Origin of the sequence: Nocardia sp. CWNU-33 (assembly GCF_046764895.1) — a bacterium.
In the GTDB taxonomy this organism is placed as follows: Bacteria; Actinomycetota; Actinomycetes; order Mycobacteriales; family Mycobacteriaceae; genus Nocardia.
Map to the genome: position 1 here is coordinate 1 of NZ_JBKOQN010000042.1, position 24,362 is coordinate 24,362.

Here is a 24,362-nt window from a genome sequence, read left to right on the forward strand (position 1 = left end):
CCGGTTCGACAAGCTCGCGGTTCGTTACCAGGCCACGATCCATGTCGCGGTGATCAATCAATGGTTGCGGCAGTCGTGAGGGCGAGCCGCAGGCCCGCCCTCACGACTTCGAGACAGAACCTAGGTCCGGTCGCCAGTCCGGGGCGTAGACGATGCCGGGCTCGACCAGTTCGAAGCCGTCGAAGAGCGCAGCGAACTGCGCGCGACTGCGCAGCGTGACCGGATCCGAGGTTTCGTCGTACAGCTCGGCGGCCGAGGCCATCTGCCGCTGTATCTCGGTGCCCGCGTCCTCCAGCGACACATGGGTCATGGCCGCGTAGCTGCCGGACGGCAGCCGGTCGCGCAATCGAGCCATCAACTCCAGCGGCCGTTCGGACTCCGCCACGAAGGGCCACACGCTCACGATCAGCAAGCCGACCGGCTGGTCGAAGTCGATGAGACGGCGCGTGTCCGCGTGATCGAGGATCACATCGGGGTGGCGCAGGTCGGCTTCGACGATGGCCGTCGTGTCGAGCGCGTGCTGCTGCAGCAGCAGGTCATGGGCGCGGTTCACCGCTTCCAGGTCGTTGTCGACATAGACGACACGCGCGTCGGGAGCGGACTCGCGGGCGATATCGTGGGTGTTGCCGCCGGTCGGCAGGCCGGAGCCGATGTCGAGAAACTGCCGAATACCCTGCCCGACCATGAATCGCGTAGCGCGCCCGAGAAACTCGCGATTGTGGTGCGCCCAGGTGTCGAGGTGGGAGAAGCGCGCGAAAACCCGTTCGGCGAACAGCTTGTCGGCATCGAAGACCGGTTCGCCGGTCAGGTAGTAGTGGTAGAGGCGGGCGGCCGACGGCACACGCGGGTCGATCTCGCGGGACTCGAAGTCGGTGGCCATGGGGGCTCCTGTTCGTGCGGCTACGAGCGGTTGGCTGTTCTGCGACGAAAAGAGCGGGCGACGTGTTCCATGAACTGCCGTGAATCCTCGGCGCTGAGTGCGGCGGCGCTCAGCCGCGACCACACGGTCTCGCGGCGCGCGACGGCGGGTTTTTCATCGATGTAGCGGATGTCGCCTTGCAGTTCATCGATGGCCATCTCGAGGTCTCCCGCGGCACCGGGCGAAGGCACTCGGATCAACGTGTATCGGTCCTCCATGCCCGCACCGTTGGTCGGGATCGCGAACGGCAGCACCTGGATAAGGATGTTCGGTCGTCGAGACAGCTCGTGCAGGTGCTCGAGCTGATCGAGCATGACGTTGCGGTCACCGTATTCGCGACGCAGGCAGGACTCGGACAGAATCGCGCGGAACTCGGGCGGATTGCGCTTGACCAGGACTTCCTGCCGGGCCAGTCGCGCCTGTACCGAGTCTTCGACAGTGCTGCCATCGGCCTCGCCCGCGCCGGGGATCTCGGGCTTGTGCAGAGCACGAATGTAGGACTCGCATTGCACGAGGCCGGGCATGATCTCCGACTCGGCCGTGCGTAGCAGATCGGCGTGCGCCTCCAGATCGACAAGTAGTCGTAGCTCTTCGCTGTACGCGCGTCGATGGCTGGTGCTCCAGTAGCCGCGGCGATGATTGTCACGCCTGAGCTCGAGCAGGGTGTCGACGTAGCGCGCGTCACCGAAACCCAGCCCGCCCGCCAACTTTTCGAGATCGCCGACCGAGATCGTGCCAATGCCATTGATGAGCCCATTGATTCGGCTCTGGCCTACCTCGATGATCTTCCCCGCGTCGGCCTGACTGATGCCAGCGGTCTTGATCATGTGCTCGATCTCGCGTCCCAACAACAGTTTTCGTGCGGTCCGCAGTCGCGTAGCCATGGCCCCCAACATATTCAACGGCACCGATATCGCCACTCCGCTTCCTGAAGCGTGATAATCACGGTACATTTAACACATTCACGATATCACGGAATGCCGAGGCAGCGGGTGTCATCGCTCGCAGTCCCCGCAACCCGGAGAGGGGCATCGGCTGATGACGACCAGACCGATCGCCGAAGACGAGATGCGCAGGAAAGCCCCAGCACCGCAACCCATTTCAGCCCGCAAGCCCGTCTCCGGAACCGTGCCGGCAGCCGGGAAGCGGATCGCCGCCGGTCATCACTGCTGCCGGCCGGACGGCACCGAACCGGACCTGAACGACCTCACCGCACGAGCGATCCTGGCCGCCGAACACACGCTGCCGTGTGATCGCTGGCTGGCGGCCGCCGCATTCATGTCGGCCGACCTGGACGACGATTAAGGGCATGGATCGGATCCATACACGGCGACGCCTGTTCGGAGCGGCGTCTGCGAGCGGAGCACAGATGACTATCCATGACGCACAACAGTTTCGGCAGCCACAGATGGCAACGGCGGCAGGCAGGCCTGGACTACTACCGAGCGCCGATGAACTTCTGGACGCAATCCAGGACGACCGGTCGAACAACCACCCACTCGCAGTGTCGGCGAGTCACGCGGGCAGCCTGCACCGCCGACGCATCGACGAGCCCACGCGCACAGCCGAAATCGACACCCACCGATCCATCCTGATGCGCGCGATCGACCTGTGGGTAAGCCGAAACGTGCCCACCGCGCACACCGGTCCGACCATGCACACCGAAGGACTCGGGCCCGTCGTCGACCGACTCGCGGAGCGGCTGGTACAGGCCGAACACGCCACCCGCGCGCTATCGGAGCACGATACGCGGGCGTGCCGAGCGCGCAATCGCCTCGAAGAAATCCGCCTTGGTTATGACGCACTGATCGCCGAGGTGCTCGGGGGTAAGCGTCAACTCCCCCGCACTGCGGCCCAGCGATGATCTGCAGATCGCTACGACCAGGACACCGATAGCCCCCGCGAACCCGACCAACTCGGTCGGAGGTCTTGCGGGGCCGATGGTGCGAGCCCCGGGTGCAGGTCTGCACTGGTCGAATGCCAACGGTGTCGCACCGACATGTCGCGACAGCGCTCGCGGCTGCCTCGACCGTGAGGTCCGAGTCGCGGTAGCACAACCCCTGGAACTACAACGGCCTTTTCCTGAGTCGGTGCTGGTAGATCGGGTAAGTTGACGCCAGGCGAACACGTGAACGGCGACGCGCCCGACAGGGCGAATAGCGGCACGATCGAACTCGCGGGCGAGTGGCAGCACGGCACCTTCTTCGAGGGAGCAGCGCTATGGATCTCAACACGATCACCGACATCGTTCGGCGCCCTCCGGACCGACCGGGTGCGGGTTGGCGCGAGGGTGACGCGTGGCTCGCCGGCGGAACATGGTTGTTCTCCACCGAGCAGCCGCAGCTGCGGCGTCTCGTCGATCTCACCGCACTTGGTTGGGACGGTTTGGTGCCCAGCGATGCCGGGCTCGAGATCGGCGCGACGTGCACCATCGGCGAGCTGGCGGCCTTCGTGCCGCCGAGCGACTGGCGCGCGGGCTCGCTGTTCGCCACCAGCTGCGAGGCGTTCCTGTCGTCGTTCAAGATCTGGAATGCGGCGACTGTGGGTGGCAACATCTGTATGTCGCTGCCCGCAGGCCCGATGATCACCATGACGGTCGCGCTCGAAGCCACGTACACAGTGTGGGCTGCGGACGGGTCCGAACGCACCGTCGACGCGGCCGCCTTTGTCACGGGCGACCACCGCAACGTCCTCGCCCCCGGCGAGATTTTGCGGCACATCGACATCCCGGTCAGCGCGCTTCGCAAGCGGCACACGCACCGGCGTTTCACCCTCACGCACCTGGGTCGCTCGACGCTGTTCATGATCGCCACCCAGGCGCCCGGCACCGCCGACCTGCTGCTGACCATCACGGCGGGCACCACCCGTCCGGTGCGCCTGACCTTCGACACCATGCCCGACGCCGAGGAACTGCGGCAGTGCATCGATGCGATACCCGAAGATCTGTGGTTCAGCGACCCGAACGGCACGCCCGACCATCGTCACCACCTGGCCCGGCACTTCGCGGAGGAGATCCGCGTCGAACTCGCCGAAGGATGCCGGGCATGACATACACCGTGAACGGAACCACCTTCGACGACGAGCCGAACCCTGGTCAATGCCTGCGCACATTCGTGCGCTCGCTCGGCTACCGCGGCGTCAAGAAAGGTTGTGACGCAGGCGATTGCGGTGCGTGCACGGTGTGGCTCGACAACATTCCGGTGCACAGCTGCATCACGCCCGCGTTTCGTGCGGACGGGTGTGCGGTCACGACGATCGAAGGCCTCGGTTCGCCGGATGACCTGCACCCGATGCAACGGCAGTTCCGCGACGCCCCAGGCTTCCAGTGCGGCTTTTGCACCGCGGGCATGATCATGACCGCGGTGGCGCTCACCGACGCCCAGAAGGCAGACCTGCCCCGCGCACTGAAAGGGAACCTCTGCCGTTGCACCGGCTACCGGGCGATCGAAGATGCGATGAACGGTGTCGCCGAGATCGAGGTCGCCCGGCCGGGCCGAGCAGTCGGTGTGAGCGTCGGCGCGCCGGCGGCCACCGAGGTGGTGACGGGCCGCGCCGAGTTCACGATGGACACGGCCATCGACGGCATGCTGCATCTCAAGGTGATGCGCTCACCCCACGCCCATGCCCGCATCGTATCCATCGATAAGACCGCGGCGCTCGCGGTGCCCGGTGTGAATCGGGTGTACACCTGGGCGGATGTGCCGCGCAAGAGGTTCACGACAGCGATACATACCGATCACCTCGTCGATCCAAGCGACACCTACATCCTCGACAACACGGTACGTTTCGTCGGTCAACGGGTGGTCGCGGTGCTGGCCGACACCGTCGCAGCCGCGGAAGCGGGCTGCCGCGCAGTGATTGTCCAGTACGAGGTGCTGCCTGCGGTCTTCGACCCGGAAGAGGCGATGGCCGACGACGCGCCGCCACTGCACGGCTCGAGCGATCCGTTCATGCAAGATCCCGAGCACAACATCCTGCTGGAGATCCACGGGCACATCGGTGACGTCGAGGCGGGGTTCGCCGAGGCCGATGTGATCCACGAGGGCACATACTTTTCACCGCGCGTGCAGCATGCGCATCTCGAGACGCACGGATCGATCGCATGGATGGACGACAGTCGCCTGCACGTGCGCACCAGTTCGCAGTCCCCGTCGATCGCCAAAGGCAAGCTCGCCTATCTCTTCGACCTCCGTCCCGATCAGCTGCGCGTGTTCAGCAAGCGGGTCGGCGGTGGGTTCGGCGGCAAGCAAGAGGTTATATCCGAGGATCTTGTCGCCCTCGCCGCCTTGGACACCGGGCGGCCGGTTTGTCTCGAGTTCACCCGGGAGGAGGAATTCACCACAGCGTCACCGCGACACCCGATGGCGCTCACGATCAAACTCGGCGCACGGGCCGACGGCACGCTCACCGCGTTCCAGGTCCGCAATGTGTCGAACACGGGCGCCTATGGCAACCACGGTGGCGAGACCCTGTTCGCAGGTGGGGCCGCCATGGCGATCTATCGCTGCCCCAGCAAGAAGTTCGACGCCTACTCGGTTTACACCAACACTGTGCCCAGCGGCGCACTGCGTGGCTACGGGATGACCCAGCCCGCATTCGCGGTGGAGTCGGCCATGAACGAGCTGGCGATCGCGCTCGCCATAGATCCTTTCGAGTTACGGCGGCGCAATATCGTGCGTCCCGGTGACGCCCTGATCGCGCTCGACGACGGTCCCGACGACGTCATGTTCAGCGAGGACGGCCTCTCGCAATGCATCGATCTCGTCGATACGGCCCTCCGGCGCAACGCGGACCCGCCGCCACCGGGAGACGGGTGGCTCATCGGCACGGGTGCCGCCAGCTCACTGCACGAGACCGCGCCCCCGACCGACCATCTCTCCGAGGCATGGCTGACCCTCGGCGATGACGGCGTCTACGAGCTTGCCATCGGCACCGTCGAGTTCGGTGAGGGCACCTCGACCGCCCACGTGCAAATCGCCGCCGACCAACTCGGCACCACGCCGTCGCGGATACGCATCGTGCAGTCCGACACGGACCGAACGGGTTTCGATACAGGGGCATTCGCCAGCGCCGGCCTCTTCGTCGCCGGGAACGCGGTACTGCGGGCAGCCGAAGCCCTGCGCGCTCGGATCCTGGCCTTTGCCGCGGCGCATGAGCGGGTCGATGTCGCGTCGTGCTCGATGGACGACGACGGCGTCGTCTGCGACGGCCGCCGCGTGTCCCTGTCCGAGCTGGTCGAGCTGGCGCGTCGGCGCGGCATACGATTGACGGAGGCGCGCAAGGCTTTCGGGTCGCCGCGCAGCGTGGTCTTCAACAGTCACGGCTTCCGCATCGCCGTCCACCGGGTGACAGGTGAGGTCCGCATCCTCTATAGCGTGCACGCCGCCGACGCAGGAATCGTCATCAACCCGGCGCAGGTGCGCGGCCAGATCGAGGGCGGCGTTGCCCAGGGCATCGGCTTCGCGCTGACCGAGAACTTCCACGTCGACGAAAACGGCGTCATGGTCAATCCGAACCTACGCAATTACCGCATCCCGACCTATGCCGATATTCCCCGCACCGAGGTGCTCACTGTCGACTCGACCGATTCTGTCGGGCCGATGCATTCGAAGGGCATCGCGGAATGCTGCATCAACCCGGTGGCGCCTGCACTGGCCAACGCACTCGAGGATGCGACGGGGGTCCGATATCGAGCGCTGCCGTTCACGCCGGAGCGCATCTACCGCCGGCTCGACGAAGACACCGGTTTCAGTGCGGGCTGAGCCGTGAGGAGATCGTGATGGAAGCCGGAGAAGTCACCGATAGTGCCGCGACTGTCATCATCGGCCACAAGGTACGCGCCGGTTTCGGGCAGGCCTTCAAAACCTGGCAGCAGGAGGTGAACGACGCGGCCTCCGGTTACGCCGGATTCCTCGGCGCCGAGATCGCCGCCCCGACCGCCGCGCAAACCGAATGGGTCGTGGTCTACCGCTTCGATACCGTCGCCCACCTGCAGGCCTGGATAAACAGCGCCACCCGTCAGGACTTTCTCGACAAGGGCAGGCAATACTTCGACGGCCCCGCCACCCAGCAAGTCATCAGTGGCGGCACGCGACCTACGGATCCGCTCGTCACAGTTGTCGTCACCCACCGCGTAAATCGCGACAGCGTCGCCGATTTCGTTGCGTGGCAGCAGCACCTGGCCCAGGAGGAGGCCAAATTCGAAGGCTTCCGCGGCAGCGAGCTCTTCCGTCCCATCGAAGGCATTCAGGACGAATGGACCGCGCTCTACCGTTTCGACACCTCTGCGAACCTGGCCAGGTGGCTCACCTCGAACCGGCGCCGGGAACTCCTCGCCGAGGGCGAGAAGTTCAGCGACTTCGAGTTGCGCACCATCGACAATTCGTTCGGCAGCTGGTTCGCCTTCGACGAGAACGACAACACCGCTCCGTCGGACACCAAGACGGCCATCGCGGTCTGGGTCGGTCTCTACCCGACCGTCGTGCTGCTCACCCTCGCGCTGTCGCCGTTGAAAATGCCGCTGTGGCTGGGGCTGCTCATCGGCAACCTGCTGTCCAGTTTCATCATGAGTTTCTTCACCATGCCGTACTACGTGAACCGGCTGCTCGAGCGGTGGCTGCGGCCACCTTCGGACGCGCCGGCCGTGAAGACGAACCTCCAGGGCCTCGCAGTTGTCGCCGCACTCACCCTGACCTGGGTTGCCATCTTCTATGTAGTGACCAGGCAGCTCTGGTCCCTCCCCTGACCGGGCGGGTACCCGCTATCGACCGGCGAGTGGTGCAGGCCCGGTCGGTGCAGGAATCGGGGCAAGCGTGTTCAACAGGCGCGGTGACACGTAGCACCCTCAGCAGCTCGACTCAGCCAGTACCGTCGGATCTCGCTTCATTCCCGGCGAGCCCATTGACGAGCAGATCCGCGCCGGCGGTCGTCCTAGTGGTCGCCACCTGTACCCCGGTGCCGCCGACAAAGGGGGCGAATGACGTTGTCTCTCTGAAGGAAACCGCGCCCAGGTGGTGGTTCGGGCTCTCGGTGTACATCGCAGGCTCGCCGTCGAGCCGCGATCCGCTCGACCAGACCCGCACCGTGCCGTCGCCGCCGATCATGCCCGTGATGATGCTTTTCGCCCCGCCCTCGGCGCCGGCCACCCACCCTGTCGAGAGCGTGACACCGCCACGGTAGTTCTCGTCGAAGGCCAGGAAATCCGAGGTCACCTTCGGCTCACCCGGACGACCGGAATGCGGCTCTGTCGTGCCTTTCGCCGCCGAGCACGCTGGGCTCCGTGCTGCGGCTGGCGTCGGGTGCGGGTGGCATCTCGAGCACCAGATCACCGGATTTCCCCATCGTGACCGCGATCGCGTACCGCGATGCCGGCGGGATGACCAGACGCGTGCCGTCGCCGTCGACCGGCAGGTCGACCTCGGAGAAGGGGACGCCGCCTTGGCCGACGATGGCGAACTTCGGATGGTTGCCGGTCGCCGTTTCGGTCAGCATGACGGGGATATAGGCCATGTCGCTGATGTTCGCCAGAACTCATATCTCGGTCTGACCCGGTTTCAGCTTCAGTGCGGGCTGGAACTGCCCGTTGATCGTGAACTGCACGTCGCGCTGGTTCTCCGGTAGCGCGAGATCCGCGGGGACCGAGATGGGCGGCCGCGACGTAGGACCGCTGATGAAGCTCTGCAGGTTGCTCGGCACGAACTGGTTCTGACCACGGTGGTTTGCCGGCGACAGTGGCCCGCTGTACCAGTTGGTGACATACCGGGAGCCGTTCGTCGTCTCCGCGAAGTTCACCGGGGCCAGACTCGGCCGGTATGTGCCGTCGGCAAGCTGCGATCCCTCCGGAGGCTTCAGCGTGCTCACGTACTGCGGCCGATTCGGGTCGTTCAACTGGTGGCGTAGATGTCGATCCGCAGCCGATGGCCCGGTTGCAGTACACCGTCGGTGGCGGCGAGACCGATTTCGAGGATGGTCGGCTCACCGGGCGGTGAGGCCCTTGGCCTATAGCGGGTAACTGCAGCGTCTGACATAGGTGGACGACACTGGCTTGTGCCACATCACGAGAATCCGAGCAGCTCCACCAGCCGGTCGAGCTGCAGCTCGAACAACTCGGACCGATCGGCGAACGTGTCGCGGCCGTACATGTCGAACACATCGAAGCTCACCGCACCGAACATCGCACTCCATACCGTGATCCCGCGCGAGAACAGCCAGTCCGGCGCATCCAGCTCGAACTCCACTCGAATCTGCGCGAAACTCGCTGCCAGCGCGGGAGATACGGTGACAGGCTCGGAAGGCTCGGTGAGCAGTCCGCCGCGATAGGCCTGACCGTAGATCTGCAACAGCGCGGCGATCACCCGAACTCCCGGAGAGACGGTCTGTTCGGCGGGCGCGTCGTAGCCCGGAACCGGCGTGCCGAAAAGTAGCCCATACCATGCAGGTTCGGCGAGCGCCCAGGCGCGCACGGTCCGGCCGACCACCCGCAGCCGCTGCGCCGGGTCTTCGGGGGCTGCCGCAAGCGCCGCGTCCACAGCATCGCCCAGCGCGTTGTAGCCCTCGACGACGAGCAGGGTGAGCAGCTCATCTCGGCTGCGCACATACCGGTATACCGCCGAGGACACGACACCGAGGTCGCGCGCCACCGCACGCAACGACAGCGCGGCGGCGCCGTCGGTCGCCAGATGTTCGCGGCCGATCCGGACAATATCGGCCATAGTTTGGGCGTGGGCGCGGGCGCGGGGAGTAGTCGGCACGACTCCACCGTGCATTTTCTAGAGAGCATTGTCAACAACCGTGAGCAATGCTCTTGACAATGCAGTGCGACTGCCGCATTCTTTCAGGAAATAGAGAGCATCGCTCTCTAAAGAGAGTGAGGGAGCCAATGACCGAACTGCACGTCGTCACCGGAGCTGGACCTACCGGCGCCACCATCGCCGAGCACCTGGCCGCCGCGGGTAAGCACGTGCGGTTGCTCACCCGCTCCGGCAGCGGGCCCGAGCATAACCTTATCGAACGGCGCGCAGTGAACGTGACACTGCCCGAACAGCTTTCGGGCCAATTCGACGGAGCTACCGCCATCTATCACTGCGTGGGCGCCTCGCGCTACGCCGCGAAGACATGGCAAGCCGAGCTGCCCCCCACCGAACAGGCGGTCATGGACGAGGCCGGAAAGGCCGACACCGTGGTCGTTTTCGCCGAGAATCTCTATTCCTACGGCAAGGTCGAGGGCCCCATTACCGAAACCGGGCCCCGCGATGCCGATTTCGGCAAGCCCGCGGTCCGGACCCAGCTGGTGCGGGCGCGGGCGGCCCACGCCACCCCGACGGTGAGCGTCGCGGCCTCGGACTTCCTCGGCCCTTACGTGCGCGCCTCGGTGGCGGGCGAACAACTCTTCACCCCCATCCTCGCCGGCAAGAAGGTGCAGGCGCTCGGCAAACTCGACGTCCCGCACTCCTTTACCTACGTTCCCGATCTCGCCGCCGCCATGATTCGGGCGGCCGCCGACGAATCGGTCTGGAACACCTTCCTGCATGCGCCGACCGCGCCGCCGATCACCCAGCGCCAACTCATCGACGCCATCGCCACCGCCGCCGGTGTCACCGTACCCAAGGTGTCCGCCGCGCCGATCACCGCGATCCGACTGTTGGGCCTGTTCAGCGCGCAATTGCGCGAGCTCGCGGAAGTGAGCTACCAGGTCGCGCACCCGTTCGTACTCGACTCCAGCGACAGCCAGCAGCGGCTGGGCCTGCACCCCACTCCCCTCGACAAGGCCGTCGCCGCCACCGTCGCCTGGTGGAAAACTCAGCTGTGAAATGTCACTGCCCGCTCATATCCACCCCCTGACAGCCCACAATCGGCCGTAACCTACCCAGTAGTAGTGTTAGCGGTGTCACTGGCGACACCGATCGAGGAGCACCATATGGACCAGCGAGAGACGGATTTCGACGTACTCATCGTCGGTTCAGGATTCGGCGGCAGCGTGACCGCGCTGCGGCTGATCGAGAAGGGCTACACGGTCGGCGTGCTCGAAGCCGGTCAGCGCTACGCCGATAGCGAACTGCCCGAGACCAGTTGGGACCTGCGGAAGTTCCTGTGGGCGCCCAAGCTCGGCTGCTACGGCATCCAGCGCATCCACCCGCTGCGCAATGTCCTCATCCTCGGTGGTGCGGGCGTCGGTGGCGGGTCGCTCAACTACGCCAACACGCTGTATGTGCCGCCGGAGCCCTTCTTCCAGGATGCGCAGTGGCGCGACATCACCGACTGGCGTGCCGAGCTCACGCCGTATTACGAACGCGCGCAGAAGATGCTCGGCGTAGTGCGCAATCCGCACATGACTCCGGCCGACGAGATCTTCAAGGAGGTGGCCGAGGATCTCGGCGTAGGCGACACCTTCGTGCAAACTCCGGTCGGCGTGTTCTTCGGTGAGCCGGGCAAGGCCGTGTCGGACCCGTATTTCGGCGGTGTCGGTCCTGAGCGCACCGGCTGCCTCGAATGCGGTGAATGCATGACCGGCTGCCGGCACGGAGCGAAGAACACGCTCGTCAAGAACTACCTGTATCTCGCGGAAAACGCAGGTGCGCAAGTGATTCCGATGACGACGGTCACCGAACTGCGCCCGCTGCCGGACGGCACCTGGGACGTCGCGACCGAACGCACCGGCGCGTGGGTGCGCAAGCGTCCCGCGACCTACACCGCGCGTCAGGTCGTCCTGGCCGCAGGCACCCTCGGCACCCAGAAGCTATTGCACTCGATGCGCGACAAGGGTGTGCTGCCCGACCTTTCCGATCGACTCGGCGAACTCACCAGGACGAACTCCGAATCCATCGTCGGAGCGGCGACCAAGAAGGTCACCCCTGGTGTGGATTTCACCAAGGGCGTCGCGATCACCTCATCCATCCACCCCACCCACGACACGCACATCGAGCCGGTCCGCTATGGCAAGGGCTCCAATGTGATGGGCCTGATGCAGACGCTGATGGTCGACGGTGGCGGCCGGATGCCGCGCTGGCTGCGGTTCCTCGGCGTCGTGTTGCGCAACCCGCTCACCCTGCTCACCTTCCTCAGTGTGAAGAACTGGAGTGAGCGCACCATCATCACGCTGGTGATGCAGCACCTGGACAACTCCATCACCACCTACACCAAGCGCGGCCTGTTCGGCCGCAAGCTGACCAGCAAGCAGGGCCACGGCGAACCGAACCCGACCTGGATTCCGGCGGGCAACGATGTCACCCGTCGGGTCGCCGAGAAGATCGGCGGCATCGCGGGCGGCAGCTGGGGCGAGATCTTCAATATCCCGTTGACCGCGCACTTCTTGGGCGGTGCACCGATCGGCGCCGACCGCGAAACCGGTGTCATCGACGCCTACCACCGGGTGTACGGCTATCCGACCCTGAGCGTCGTGGACGGTGCCGCGGTGTCGGCGAATCTCGGTGTCAATCCCTCGCTGACGATCACCGCGCAGGCCGAACGCGCCGCGGCCTATTGGCCGAATAACGGCGAACAGGACACCCGCCCGGCGCAAGGCCTTGCCTATCAGCAGATTTCGCCGGTGGCGCCCACGAATCCTGTCGTGCCCGCAGGCACGCCGACCGCGCTGGTGCTGCCGATCGTCGAGATCCGCGGTGGCCGCAGCGCAGCCGACGAGAGTGCGACCGCCTGAATCCGCGCTCAACCAGGGGGCGCGATCTTGGTGATGACGATCGAGCCTTCGCGGTCCGCCACGGTCACGATCTGTCGATAGGTCCGCACGGTCGAATTGGGGCGACTCTCGGTGATCACCACATCGAATCGGCCATCACTCATCGGCACGATCAGGACACAGTGCTGACTGCCGGGCGGAATCGACGCGATACCCGCGTCGATCACCTCGATCTTCGGCACCGCCGCGTCCGGTGTGGTGAGTGCCCGCGCCGCCTGCCCCGAACGCTCCACGTAGTAGGCGTGCTGGAACGCCAGAATCACTTCCGGCCCGGTCGCGCTCGAACCGATACCGTTGCCGCGCACCAGCTGTTCGGTCCGGGTCGCCTCACACCCGGGCCGACCGCCGAGTACCGGATCGATAACCGTCGCGGACTGACGCGGGTCGGTCACCGCGGCGCTGTAGACCAGCACAATCGCCGCTGTCGCCAATGACCCACCAATCGCGAAAGCGCCGAGCCACCAGAATCGCAGCGGTCCGTGGTGCGCGCGATCAGCGCGCCGCCGCGAGCGGCGTTGACGGCTGAGGCTCTGCCGTGGGTCCACACGCTGTGGCGGCTGGAGCCGCTGTGGCGGCTCCAGCCGCTGTGATATGTCGAGGCGTTGCGGCAGCTCCGAGGAGATCATGCCCGGCCACAACGGCACGGCCGATGCCCTACCCCGGCCGTGCCGCGCCGCGATATGGCCGCCGGACCCGGATGTGTTCGACGACGACATACTTTCGCCGCACCCCCTTCGCCGACGCCCGTGGGCAAGCTCGGGTTTCCTATGAATGCCGTTGTGCAATAACAAGATTGCACACCTTTGCCATTTATGCGACCGAATGACCGATAGATAGCCGAAACGTGCACCAGTTATCTTCTGGCACACAATGTTTCGGTTACTCCATGCCAACCGCACACGGCCGGAAGGGGATGCCGGGTCGCCCTCAGAGCAGGCCGCGTTGCCGCAGGTCGGAAACGTACTTGTGGATCAGCGACTGCGACAAGTGCGGAATATCGTTGTCGGGGCCGATGTTCGCGGCCTGCACCGCGGCGGCGAAGCCCTTGGCCGGAATCACCGATCCATCGATGGGCAGGCTGGGCCGGCGATAGGCGTGCAGCAACGGCAACAACGAGGCCTGCCGCTGCCACTCGGGTAGACCCCGAAGCGCAGTGTCGAAGCGGGCGAACCACTCTCGATAGTCCTCGATCCGCTGGATCGGGTGACCCGCCTCGATCAACCAGTCGACGAATACGTCGAGCGAAACACCGTCGTCGTGCGGGTTCAGGACATCGAAGGTCTGGAAGCCCGCAGTGACCTGCGCGCCGAGAGTGGCGATCGCCTCGGCGGTGAAGTCGGCAGGCAGGCCGTCGTAGTGCGCCCGCTGCCGAACGCCGTCGGCAGCTGTCTCGTAGAAAGAATACGGCGCGATGCCGGTGACAAGCAGGCTGATCAGCAAGCGCGTGAACATGTCGGGCACGTTCAGCTGACCTGCGTAGCGACTGTGGGCCAGGATCATGTCCGACCGGAAAACGGCGACCGGTAGGCCGCAGCGGTCGTGCGCTTCCCGCAGCAGCACTTCGCCCGCCCATTTGCTGTTGCCGTAGCCGTTCGCGTAGCTATCGTCGACGACGCGCACTGGACTGATCTCGCGGATGTCGCCGTCTTCCTCGAAGATCGCGGGTGGGATCTGAGCGGCCACCGCGACGGTCGAGAGATAGTTGACGGGCTTGAGCTGTGTGGTGATCGCCAGGCGAACGAGTTCCGCGGTGCCGACGACATTGGGCCCGAACAACTGGCTGTAGGGCAAGACATGATTCACCAGCGCGGCTGGATGCACGATCAGGTCGACGCTGTCCGCGAGACGATGCCACGTCGCATCGTCCAAGCCCAGATTCGGTTCTCCGATGTCGCCTGCGAGAACCTCCAGGTTCCGGCTCGCCAAATCCCGAAAATGCCCGAGCAGTCCGGCGTCGCCGCTGTCGAACGCCTCTTCGAGCCGTGCACTCGCCGCCGCCGCGTCCCGCCCCCGGACGAGACAGATCAGCGTGCCGCCGTTTCGATCCAGACGTTCCAACCATTCGAGGCAAAGAAACCGACCCAGATACCCGTTCGCCCCGGTCAGCAGAACCGTGCGGGCGGCGGCGGCGCGCGGGAGATCCCGTGCCGCAGTGAGGGTTCGGACGTCGATGAACTTGTTCAGTGTGAGGTCACGGGCTCGGGCTCGGTCGGCCCCGGAACCGTGCACAGCAGCGAACGTCGGACGTTCGGCCGCGGAGTTCTTCGCTGCCTCGATGTACACCGCCAGCTCATGGAGATCGTTGGCCGGGCTGAGGATGACGCCGACCGGCACCTCCACGCCGAGGATCTCCTGCAGCAGATTCGAAAAGGACAGTGCAGCAAGGGAATCGCCACCGAGATCGGTGAAGTGCACGTCGGGCCGCAGATCCGTGGTTGCGCAGCCGAGCAACGCTCGCGCCGCACGACCGATGGTATCGAGCACCGGCTGGTTCGCCGCCTCGCGCCGCAGCGCGAGCAATTCGTGCGCCTGTCCTTCGGCAAGGTCGGCGTACAGTTGCTGGAGCCGCCCCCCGTAGCGCTCGGTGAGCGCGAGCCGCAACAACTTACCGATGCCGGAGAGCAAGCCGTTGTCGGTGGTGAACGGCGCGGTCTCGATGAGGAAATCGCGTGGAATCTCGTAGGAGTTCAGATTGCCGTCCTTGGCGATCCGTTGCAGCGACTCGGCCAGTGGCACTTTCAGTGCATCCGGGTCGGCGGCGGCGAGTGCGTCCTCGGTAGGAACGATCACCGCAAGCAGGTAGGCGCGTTCGCTGCTGCCGTAGACGAAAATCTGGCGGATCAGCGGACTATTGGCGAAGACGGCCTCGAGACGCGAAACGGCCACGAACTCACCCTGCGACAGCTTCAGCACGCTGTTGCGACGATCGACATAGACCAGCTCATCCGGTCCGAGCTCGGCCACAATGTCACCGGTCCGGTAGAAGCCGTCGGCGTCGAAGACCTCCGCGGTGACCTCGGGCCGCTTGTAATACCCGGGAATCATGGTCGAGGTCTTCAGCAGCAATTCGCCTCGCGGATGCGGCTGATCGGTATGGAAGTAGCCGAGTTCGGGCACGTCGACGAGCTTGTAGTCGAGCACCGGTGGCCGCCGCACCTGGTTGTCGATCACGAGACCGCCGCCCGCCTCCGTCGAGCCGTAACCGTCGTGCAGATCCATGTCGAGCAGCGACTCGATGAAGACCTTCATCTCCGCGGCCAGCGGTGCGCTGCCGCACACCACCGTCATGAGGCGGCCGCCGAAGAAGTCTTGCCGCAGTTGCGCTTTGACCTCGTCGTCGAGCGCCGCGGGGTCGACGCCCGGTGCGGAGCGGCGGTCCATCTCGCTCTGGTAGCGCTGAAACACCATCTCGCACAACCGCGGAACGAGAAACAGCTCCGTCGGTCGCGCCAGCGCGATGTCGTCGAACAGCGTCGAAATATCGCTCTTGGCGGCGAAGTAGGCGGTGCCGCCGCGGGCGAGCACCCCGAATAGGGACATGCGCCCCGCGACGTGGCTCATCGGCATGTAGTTGAGATTGATCGCGGACACCGGCGGCGCGCCGCGCCACATCGCCGAGACCAGCCGGTCGGTATACACCGCGCCTTTCGGCGTGCCGGTGCTTCCGGAGGTGTAAATGAGCAAGGCCAGCGGATCGTCCTCGGCCTCGGGGACGACGAGCGGGGCCTGCGGGAGGGCGCGCCCCTGTTCGAGGACGGTCTGCAGTGTTTGGACGTGCACCGTGCTGCCCGCACTCGCGAGCCGTCGGCGTGCGGATTCGAATGCGTCTTGCTGGTCGTCGTCTTCGGGGTGGTAGTCGAAAACGATCAGTCGCTGTGGCGATGTGCTTGCCAGAATGCAGTCGACGGCGGTCTCGAGATGTTCCGGAGTCGCCGCCAGAATGCGCGGGGCCGTCTCCGCGATAATGGCAGTCAGTGGGGAGACGGCCGCGCTCGCCTGCAACGGGACGACAACCGCGCCCAGATGCACACAGGCCAGATCGATCGTGGTGTAGTCGCGGCTGGTGAACCCCAGTATCGCCACGAAATCACCGGTGCACAAAGGCTGTTCGGAATCGTGGTGCCATGCGCTCGCCACGGCGGCCGCCCGCTCCCACAGTTCGCCATAGCTGACGGTCTCGAAAACGGGCAGCAATCGCAGCGAACGACGGCCCGACGTGGCATCCACGGTGGGCTCGACGGCGCGCTGTCCGAGTGCCGGACGGTCGGCATAGGCCTTCATGATCGCTGCTATGAGCTGCGCAAGGCACATGTCGGGTTGCCGAATCGCTTCGGTGACGGTGTCGATCGGCTGCGCGTCGCGAATCTGCTGCTCGGCCGCATACAAGTCGGCGATACGTCGCATCAGCCGCTCGCGCGTGTCGGGTGCCATGGCCCGCCTCCTAGGGTCGTTGCTCAACCTTCGGTCGCTTCGTGCACTCACAACAGACACCTTTGTCCAGAAATACGTTAGCGTAGCTAAGTATTCCAGGATGGGCGCGGATCCGGCAATGGGCGAAATCGGCGCCGGTCGCGGCACCCGCGCTCAACGACGCTCTCGGTGTCGCTCCTGTGTCGATCATCGCCGGCGTCATGTTGCTCTGGTACATCGTGCTTCAGCGTCGGCAGCGCCTGTCCGAACGACACCCTGACATGCCGGTGCGTTCGGAGGCCGCGGGTGTCATCGAGTGGACGATCCTGTTCATCCTGATCGGCATCAGCATATTCTGGATCGCCACCGACTACGCGACGGCGGTCGGGCGATCACGAGCCCAGCAGGCGGCGTCCGAGATCCCCACCAGCGCAGGGATTGTCGTCTACAGCGAAAAGGACCTCCATCTCTCGGGACCCGACGTGCGGAAAATGGAATGCGGTCCCGAAAGCTCGGCCTACCGCTTCCGCTACGACGGGCTGGTGTTGCTCGCCCACATCGGTGACCAGTACGTCCTCCTGCCACGAACCTGGCCGGACCGACTGGGCGCCGCTGTCGTTCTCCCCGCATCCCCTCCGGGCGCGGTGCGATTCGAATTCCGGCCGGCAGTCGACCCGGCGTCGGACAGCTGCAGGTAATCTGCGCTCAGCCGCCGACCACTGTGTCACAGCGGCGGAAGTTCGAGATTCTCACGGAAAGTAGCGCCGAGATAGTCGCTCCCGACGATGCCTCGGCGGCGCAGTTCGGGGAGCAGTCCGTTGGTGAGGAAGTCACGGGTCCGTGGGTCCGCGAGACCGCCCAACGAGATGACGTCGAGCACTCCTGCCAGGTACCGCTCCTCGATCGCGTCGGCGAGCTGCTCCGGAGTGCCTGCAGCGGCCCAGTGTCCGGTGTCTTTCGAAGCGATGATCAACTCGCGCAGAGTCCGGCCCGAAGCCGCGAGCTTGGTGAAGATCTCAACGCGCCCACGCCGGCGGTTCACCGAGGTCACCGCGGGCAGCAGGTGCGGTGGGATGGGTTTGTCCAAGGGGAGTTCCGAGAGGTCGATGCCGCCGCCGAACATGTCGGCCAAGCGGATTCGACCCGCGTCGAGATCGGTGGCTTCGGCGTCCTCGCGGACCAATCGGCGCACCTCATCTTCGGTCGCGCCGTAGGTGGCATGGAAAGAACTCATGATCAACGGCAATGCCTCGGCGCGGCCGAGTTCGGTCGCGCGGCCGCGCACCGTTTTCGTATAGGTGATGGCATCTTCGAGCGTGGGCAGTGAGGTGAACACGACTTCGGCGAACCGAGCGCCGAGCTCGATACCGCCTGCCGACTGACCCGCCTGGAATTGCACAGGCCGCCGCTGCGGCAGCGGCGGGATGTTGAGCGGCCCTTTCACCGTGAAGTATTGTCCCGTATGGTCGATTGGCCGCACGCGCGTCGCGTCGAGGACCACGCCGCCGTGCCCGTCGGGCGTCAACGCGCCGGCGTGCCAGCTGTCGAACAGCGCGTTGACCACCTCGAGGGATTCGGTTGCCCGCGCGTACCGCTCCTCCGGTGTCGGCAGGTCCTGGTCACCGTAGTTCTCCTCGCCGACCGACGACGTGACGACATTCCACGCCGCACGACCGTTGCTCACGTGATCGAGCGTTCCGAACAGTCGCGCCAGGTTATATGGGTGATGGAAGGTGCTGGTCACGGTGGCGATCAGACCGACGTCCGTGGTCACCGAACTCAATGCGGACAGATAGATCAGCGGCTCCTGCGCGCCGATCGCGCCTTGGGCACCGAAGCTGAGCAGATCGGCGGCGAAAAGGGCATCGAACTTGTTGGCCTCCGCGATCTTCGCGATCTCGATCGAAGACACGGCAGTCGACTGCCCTGGATCTATGGCGGCCGCATACACACTCACGGCACCACTGACTCCGGTGACCGTCTTCAGCGTCCGGCGTCGGACAGCACTCATTGTCTCTCATCCCGTCACGAAATCGACAGCGACTCCCGTGCTCTGTCCGTTCACGCGAACACGGGAGCCCGGTCGCCGGCACAACCCGGCGCCCGTCCGAGTCCAGCACTCGTCGTGCTCTGCGGCGACGGTTCGGATCAGCGGAATTAATTTCGCCGTACGTAGAACACGGGTGACCGGATCTCCGAATGGGTACAAACCCATTACGACCCAACGCAAGTCGGCACCGCGACGGTCCACGACCGGCACCGGGCCGACCGGCCCCGATCCACCTGTCCAGGGTGTCCGCACCCCAACGGCGCGAGGCGGACACCCGCTCGGTGGCCATGTTGCGATCCGACTGTGAGCGGACCAGTGGCATAGCCCACACCTGGCTCTCGTAAACCCGGGCCCCCAGTCTTCGCGCAAGATTTGCCATCACTACCGGAATTGCCTGGTAGACACGCCATTCCAGCCCTGACCGTGTTGAGTCACGGATACCCCTGCGGTGGAAGGCATTTCGCATCGACTTACGCGATCACACCACCATCGGAACTTTCTCGTTGCTGCGGCCGACCCATACAACGCACTTCGAACCCTGACCGAAAGTGCACTGGTCGAACCAAACCCAGTACCGATCGACGGCACCGCATGCCGTTGCAGATCTCTCGGTCGAACCGGACCGAGAAAGCCCGAGAACAAGAAACGAGAAACTGTGAACACTGTCTCCCGAGCAGCGGCGATTGCCGTATTGGCAATCGCCGCGACGGGCGTCACTGCCGGTATGGCAGCGGCCGCACCCGCCGAGTCTCCCGCACCGGTGGCAGCGCCCTCCTTCGGCAACGAGAACACCGATGTCCTTGCCGCCGTCCACGGTACGGAGCAGGTGACACCGAATACCGGCGGTGTGGATCGGAATGCGGAAATCGACAAGGCGGTCGAGACGGTCACCGAGGCGTTCAACCACGCCAGCGCGGACGGCCGCATGGTCGGCACGGTCGCGGGCGTCGTCGTCGGCTGCCCGCTCGGCGCGGTAACCGGCGGCACGCTGACCGTGCTCACCACGGCCGGCGTGCTGACTCCGATCGGTGTGGTCGGCGGTTGCATCCTCGGCGGTCTCACCCTGGGCGGCCTCGGCGGCACCATCGGAGCCGCAATCACCGGTCTGCCCGCGCTCGCCACCACCGCGAACGAGCAGTACAACGCGCTGCATGCCAAAGGGTTCGTCGCCGCGCCGATCGACACACCGGCTCCTTAGTCCTCGGCCGGCCGCCGACGGCGGCACGGCTTCCGCACCACAGCTGGAAACGAGCATTGTCATGAAATACCCCACTCGGGCAGCCACCGTCACCGCACTGACCGCCGTCGCCGTTGCGATCGCTGCGGGCACCGCAGGCGCCGATCCGGCGCAGGCACCCGACGCCGACACGGTCTCCGTCGAGGTCATGCCCGGTGTCGAATTCACCGGAGCGGCGTCGGACAATTCTTCCGTCCTCAACACGCCGATCGGGTCGGTCACGATGCGCGACGGTCAAGTCGCGGTGCAGGATGCAGCCCAACGGCCGATCCTCGGCGCACCGTTGGACACCGCGGCAGGCAGTCCTGCCGAATCGGTGACGGTTCCGGCCGCGCCCATCGCGACCGGTCAGGGCGACCTCCTCACCGACATGAATCAGGCGTGGCACCAGGCAGGCCCGTACACCGGGCTCGCAGCCGGTATCGGCGGCACCGCAGGCGCTTTCGCGGGCATGGTCGTCGGCTGCCCGATCGGCGCGGTCACCCTCGGCAGCATGGCCACCGTCATGTCGGCGGCTGTACTGACCGTGCCGGCCATGATCGGCGGCTGCCTGGCAGGCGCCGGCACCACAGCCGCTTTCGGCGGCATGGTCGGTAGCGTCGCCATCGGTGTGCCGGTGGGCATCGCCGTGGCCGTCGACAAGTACAACCAGATCCAGGCCAAGCGCGCCAACGGAACCGACGCGGCGCCGCAGCTCTGACCACACTGACGGCGCTGGTGCGGTCATCACCGGATGACCGCACCAGCGTGCCTATCCGGATCGCTGTCTCAGCAGTGATCCTCCAGTCCTCGTCCGCATCGGTCGCGCACCACTGGGTGTGACACATCGACGCGGCACTCGACCTGCCCCACCAACACCGGTCAGCACCGGAGACCGGGACTCGCGTTGACTACGCTGTTGCGAATGCCCGAATCTGTGCCACTGACGAGGCTCCTCGACGACGCGGGTCTGCTGTCGCTCGAGCACCGGCTCCACCTCGAAGATGTGCTCGGCGCACACGTGTGGCAAGCCGATCTCGATGGACGCCGACTCGAATTCATCGGCGAGCAGCGGTCATTCGAATGCACCGACGTCCACCTGCTCGGCACCGCCGACGCCGAGACGTGGTTGTGGGGATGGGCTAATCCCTGGGGCTATCCGCCGTCACTGATCGAGGCGGCGACGACGGTGCGCGAGTTCGGCTTCCAGTACGGGGTCGCCGAATTGTGTGCGGCGGAAATGCCGATCGCCCTCGCGGGCGCGACACCGGAACCGCACCAGGTGGCCACACTCCTGGCGGACGCCGCGAAGATCGTCTGTGGGCGCTGGAGCTCCTACTGCGGCGTCACCGACGGCACATACGTCGCGTTTCTCGTCGAACATCCGGCGTTCCTGCTGCCGCCACCCACCGCGTCCGGCCTCGCGCGCGTCATGGCACACGGCGTCCGCGCACTGCCGCTGTCAGATCATCGACGCGCCGCACACAGCTACCTGACCCGACGCGGCCTGCGCACCGCATTCCTCGATGACTACGGGTTGCTCGAATTCAGCGGCCACGGTGTCGAGGGTGACATCGAATTCGATGCTTCCGGCCACATCGCAAACCTCGATGTCCGAATGGTCACCGATCGCATCGCACTGCCATCCGGGTCGAACGCACAGTCGGCCCACACGCACTAGGTCCGCGTGCTCCGAGGCGGCGAACCGACCGCAACCTCGACCCACCGGCCGTGCAATTCCGGCAGTCCGTTCTAGGCTGTGACCGTGTCGCTTCAGCCAGGTGCCCAGTTCGCGGGCTATATCGTTCGCGCGCCGCTCGGTCGGGGCGGCAGCAGCGATGTGTATCTCGTCGACGATCCGGCGCGCTCGGGTCGGGCGGTGCTGAAGATTCTCGACCACCCGACGACCGACTTATCCAGTGCGCGACGGCAATTCCGCCATGAGTTCGAGATCGCCGACACGCTGCATCACCCCAATGTCGTGGAGATGCTCGAGTTCGGGGAGTTCCGGGATCAGCCGTGGATGACCTACACCTATCGCGAGGGCGAGCCCGGTTCCGGCCTGCTCCCGCGGCGGCACGAAGAGATCGATCTGGCACGAATGCTTCCAGCACTGGCCGGCATCGCCGCAGGATTGGACTATATCCATCAGCACAACGTGGTGCACCTCGACGTCAAACCCCACAACATACTCATCGGCCCGCAGGGCACGGAGGCGGTGCTGACCGATTTCGGAATCGCGCACCGCCTCAGTGACGATTCGCCGCTCGCCGGACCCGATGGGCTGGTGCCCGTGTCACTCCCGTACGCGGCACCGGAAGTGCTACGCGGCAAGCCGGTCTCCCCCGCGACCGATCAATATTCGCTGGCATGTGCGGTGGTCGAGTTCTTCACCGGACGCCCGCCCTTCCCACTACCGACTCAGTTCGCGATCGCCGATGCGCATCTGTGGGCCATTCCCCCGGACGTGTCGTGGCGACGCCGCTGGATCCCGCACGCGGTCGACTCGATACTGAACAAAGCACTGGCGAAAGATCCGGACGCTCGGTACGACTCGTGCGCGGAGCCTATCCGCCTGATCACTCGGGTATTGCGTGGCATGGAACCGCCGAAACACCGCTGACGAACGCAGTTCCCCCTAATTCCTGCCGATGTCTCGGCGGTGACTGTCGCTGAGGCAGGGCCGGACAAACTGGAAGCCGCAGCAGCCCGACCCCTGCCTACCTCATCCGAAGCGCAGGTAATTTCCACCGCGCCGTGCCCGGACCGTCAACTCCGAGCCGAATCGTGGCCTCACCCGAATCCAACGGCCGGCGCTGTCGCCACCTCATGCCCACGGCGGCCGATGGAAACCTGGCGATGCCGCGGTGATACAGAGTGCGCCGACGCCCTGATCGGACACGGTGAACTCGTACCAATCAGGAGTACGCGCATGGCCGACGATTCCGGATTCGCCGTCGGTGGTGTGGACATTCCAGCCGCGCTTACGCCAGTCCGCTATCACCATGTCGAGGTAAGCGGCAGTCGCGTCCGCGGGCAAACCCGCGAGCCAGTAGCGCACATCGAGGCGGTCGACCTGGTAGACGTTTCCGGCATCGTCGTCGAAGGGCAGGATCAGTTCGCCGTCCATGCCGTGCTGCGGATGTAGGCTGGGCGCGCCCGGCAGAGCGTCGAGCAGGTCGGCGAGGTAGTCACGAATCTGCTCGCGCGCGGTCGACTCGTCCAGCGAGCGATTCCACACAACGGCCCGGGCCACGGGTTCCAATATCGGGAGTAGGCCATCATGAGCAGTGGTCTCGGCCGATTGCGGGAGCTTGTCCCGACTGAGCACGAACCCCTTGCTCATGAAGGTGTCGAAGGTCGAATCGAAGGGCTGCGGGCTATCGATATTCCCGCCGAGCTCGAACCCGATCGTGCCCGCAGGCAGGTCCGGCGACACGCAATAGCGGATGCCGCTGATGGCATCGGCGATGAGCATCACCCGGTTCGGCGAGATCTCGACGTCCGCATCCCAGTTGTGGACCACCGCGTGGCCGACGCCGAGCTCGGCGTAGGTAATCATGTCGCGTGGACGCAGCGGGCCGAACGATTCACCCTCCGGGGCCGTGAATCCAGCGTGGACGGTGCGCAGAAATGCGCGCAGCGGCTCCGGCAGACAGTCGAAGAACGGCGGCTCGTCTGCGCCGAATGTGCTCGGATCCCAACCGATCCGGATAACCGGTGGCTGGTATTCCCCGCGCAGAATGTAGAGCAGTACCCAATCACCGCGCAGCAGGGCTACCCGAACGTCGACGAGGAACTCGTCCAGCACGGCGACAAACCGCGGCAACACGTTGAGAAAGTCCAGATTCCATAGCGCGAGTGCGAGTTCCCGGCGATCCTGCGGCCACGTGGCCCGCGCGATCGCCTGCCACCGAGCAGGCACATGCGCGGCGGCAGGCGATCCGGGCTCGACGAGATCGGCGACCGCTGGTCGTAGTGCATCGATGATCTCGGCGAGGCCGATCTCCTCCATACGAACTCCATCCTTGGGTGCGTGAGGCAGAACCCGGCAGCATACTTCGACGTTCGC

The 24,362-nt window shown here is 65.5% G+C and carries 21 protein-coding genes and 1 pseudogene; 12 read left to right on the plus strand and 10 right to left on the minus strand.

Going from position 1 to position 24,362, the window contains the following annotated elements:
- Positions 1-100 precede the first annotated feature (100 nt).
- Positions 101-880, minus strand: coding sequence for an SAM-dependent methyltransferase (locus ACLMAL_RS34355; RefSeq protein ID WP_412002871.1), 780 nt, complete (start codon positions 878-880; stop codon positions 101-103).
- A 20-nt stretch (positions 881-900) separates the two neighbouring features.
- Positions 901-1,803, minus strand: coding sequence for a helix-turn-helix domain-containing protein (locus ACLMAL_RS34360; protein WP_406230278.1), 903 nt, complete (start codon positions 1,801-1,803; stop codon positions 901-903).
- Between the two features lie 154 nt (positions 1,804-1,957).
- On the opposite strand from ACLMAL_RS34360, the gene ACLMAL_RS34365 reads away from it, so the two are divergent.
- The 5 genes from ACLMAL_RS34365 (at position 1,958) to ACLMAL_RS34385 (ending at position 7,664) form a co-directional block, all read left to right on the plus strand.
- Positions 1,958-2,224: a hypothetical protein gene (locus tag ACLMAL_RS34365; RefSeq protein ID WP_412002872.1), complete on the plus strand. Its 267-nt coding sequence runs from the start codon at positions 1,958-1,960 to the stop codon at positions 2,222-2,224.
- 64 nt (positions 2,225-2,288) lie between these two features.
- The gene (locus ACLMAL_RS34370; protein ID WP_412002873.1) at positions 2,289-2,783 is read left to right on the plus strand and encodes a DUF4254 domain-containing protein; all 495 of its coding nucleotides are present in this window, start codon (positions 2,289-2,291) and stop codon (positions 2,781-2,783) included.
- Positions 2,784-3,139: 356 nt separating this feature from the next.
- Complete coding sequence (locus tag ACLMAL_RS34375; RefSeq protein WP_412002874.1) at positions 3,140-3,967, plus strand: FAD binding domain-containing protein; 828 nt, start codon at positions 3,140-3,142, stop codon at positions 3,965-3,967.
- Positions 3,964-6,681, plus strand: a complete 2,718-nt coding sequence (locus ACLMAL_RS34380; protein ID WP_412002875.1) for a molybdopterin-dependent oxidoreductase — start codon at positions 3,964-3,966, stop codon at positions 6,679-6,681. Before ACLMAL_RS34375 ends, ACLMAL_RS34380 begins: the two co-directional genes overlap by 4 nt.
- A gap of 17 nt (positions 6,682-6,698) precedes the next feature.
- Positions 6,699-7,664 (plus strand): antibiotic biosynthesis monooxygenase, encoded by a 966-nt coding sequence (locus ACLMAL_RS34385; protein ID WP_412002876.1) that lies wholly within the window; start codon positions 6,699-6,701, stop codon positions 7,662-7,664.
- A 112-nt stretch (positions 7,665-7,776) separates the two neighbouring features.
- Here the strand turns inward: ACLMAL_RS34385 and ACLMAL_RS34390 are convergent, their stop codons facing one another.
- The 4 genes and pseudogenes from ACLMAL_RS34390 to ACLMAL_RS34405 form a co-directional block, all read right to left on the minus strand.
- Positions 7,777-8,130 (minus strand): hypothetical protein, encoded by a 354-nt coding sequence (locus tag ACLMAL_RS34390; RefSeq protein ID WP_412002877.1) that lies wholly within the window; start codon positions 8,128-8,130, stop codon positions 7,777-7,779.
- 52 nt (positions 8,131-8,182) lie between these two features.
- Positions 8,183-8,812, minus strand: a pseudogene (locus ACLMAL_RS34395) (copper oxidase); the annotation flags it as partial.
- Positions 8,803-8,946 carry a CocE/NonD family hydrolase C-terminal non-catalytic domain-containing protein gene (locus ACLMAL_RS34400; protein ID WP_412002878.1) on the minus strand — a complete coding sequence of 48 codons (144 nt, stop codon included), beginning with the start codon at positions 8,944-8,946 and terminating at the stop codon, positions 8,803-8,805. The pseudogene ACLMAL_RS34395 and the gene ACLMAL_RS34400, both read right to left, overlap by 10 nt.
- A gap of 27 nt (positions 8,947-8,973) precedes the next feature.
- On the minus strand, positions 8,974-9,669 hold the full coding sequence (locus ACLMAL_RS34405; RefSeq protein WP_412002879.1) for a TetR/AcrR family transcriptional regulator: 696 nt from the start codon (positions 9,667-9,669) through the stop codon (positions 8,974-8,976).
- A gap of 128 nt (positions 9,670-9,797) precedes the next feature.
- Here ACLMAL_RS34405 and ACLMAL_RS34410 point away from each other — a divergent pair, with 128 nt between their 5' ends.
- Together ACLMAL_RS34410 and ACLMAL_RS34415 are read left to right on the plus strand one after the other, a co-directional pair.
- A complete protein-coding gene (locus ACLMAL_RS34410; RefSeq protein WP_412002880.1) occupies positions 9,798-10,727 on the plus strand; it encodes an NAD-dependent epimerase/dehydratase family protein in 930 nt (309 codons plus the stop codon).
- Positions 10,728-10,835: 108 nt separating this feature from the next.
- Positions 10,836-12,575 carry a GMC oxidoreductase gene (locus ACLMAL_RS34415; RefSeq protein ID WP_412002881.1) on the plus strand — a complete coding sequence of 580 codons (1,740 nt, stop codon included), beginning with the start codon at positions 10,836-10,838 and terminating at the stop codon, positions 12,573-12,575.
- Between the two features lie 8 nt (positions 12,576-12,583).
- Here the strand turns inward: ACLMAL_RS34415 and ACLMAL_RS34420 are convergent, their stop codons facing one another.
- Together ACLMAL_RS34420 and car are read right to left on the minus strand one after the other, a co-directional pair.
- Positions 12,584-13,258 (minus strand): hypothetical protein, encoded by a 675-nt coding sequence (locus ACLMAL_RS34420; RefSeq protein WP_412002882.1) that lies wholly within the window; start codon positions 13,256-13,258, stop codon positions 12,584-12,586.
- Between the two features lie 283 nt (positions 13,259-13,541).
- Positions 13,542-17,045 carry a carboxylic acid reductase gene (car, locus tag ACLMAL_RS34425; RefSeq protein ID WP_412002883.1) on the minus strand — a complete coding sequence of 1,168 codons (3,504 nt, stop codon included), beginning with the start codon at positions 17,043-17,045 and terminating at the stop codon, positions 13,542-13,544.
- Between the two features lie 179 nt (positions 17,046-17,224).
- Between car and ACLMAL_RS34430 the strand changes: the two genes are divergently transcribed.
- Positions 17,225-17,722 (plus strand): hypothetical protein, encoded by a 498-nt coding sequence (locus ACLMAL_RS34430; RefSeq protein ID WP_412002884.1) that lies wholly within the window; start codon positions 17,225-17,227, stop codon positions 17,720-17,722.
- 26 nt (positions 17,723-17,748) lie between these two features.
- Here ACLMAL_RS34430 and ACLMAL_RS34435 read toward each other — a convergent pair whose 3' ends face one another.
- Positions 17,749-19,035: an NtaA/DmoA family FMN-dependent monooxygenase gene (locus tag ACLMAL_RS34435; RefSeq protein ID WP_412002885.1), complete on the minus strand. Its 1,287-nt coding sequence runs from the start codon at positions 19,033-19,035 to the stop codon at positions 17,749-17,751.
- A 694-nt stretch (positions 19,036-19,729) separates the two neighbouring features.
- Here ACLMAL_RS34435 and ACLMAL_RS34440 point away from each other — a divergent pair.
- The 4 genes from ACLMAL_RS34440 to ACLMAL_RS34455 all read left to right on the plus strand — a co-directional run bounded on the left by ACLMAL_RS34440 (position 19,730) and on the right by ACLMAL_RS34455 (position 22,913).
- The gene (locus ACLMAL_RS34440) at positions 19,730-20,272 is read left to right on the plus strand and encodes a hypothetical protein (protein ID WP_412002886.1); all 543 of its coding nucleotides are present in this window, start codon (positions 19,730-19,732) and stop codon (positions 20,270-20,272) included.
- A gap of 61 nt (positions 20,273-20,333) precedes the next feature.
- Entirely contained in the window at positions 20,334-21,011 is a 678-nt protein-coding gene (locus tag ACLMAL_RS34445) for a hypothetical protein (protein ID WP_412002887.1), read from the plus strand.
- A gap of 204 nt (positions 21,012-21,215) precedes the next feature.
- Complete coding sequence (locus ACLMAL_RS34450) at positions 21,216-21,971, plus strand: DUF6882 domain-containing protein (protein ID WP_412002888.1); 756 nt, start codon at positions 21,216-21,218, stop codon at positions 21,969-21,971.
- Between the two features lie 84 nt (positions 21,972-22,055).
- Positions 22,056-22,913, plus strand: a complete 858-nt coding sequence (locus tag ACLMAL_RS34455) for a serine/threonine-protein kinase (protein ID WP_412002889.1) — start codon at positions 22,056-22,058, stop codon at positions 22,911-22,913.
- Positions 22,914-23,117: 204 nt separating this feature from the next.
- Here the strand turns inward: ACLMAL_RS34455 and ACLMAL_RS34460 are convergent, their stop codons facing one another.
- Entirely contained in the window at positions 23,118-24,305 is a 1,188-nt protein-coding gene (locus ACLMAL_RS34460) for a hypothetical protein (protein WP_412002890.1), read from the minus strand.
- Between the last annotated feature and the right edge of the window lie 57 nt (positions 24,306-24,362).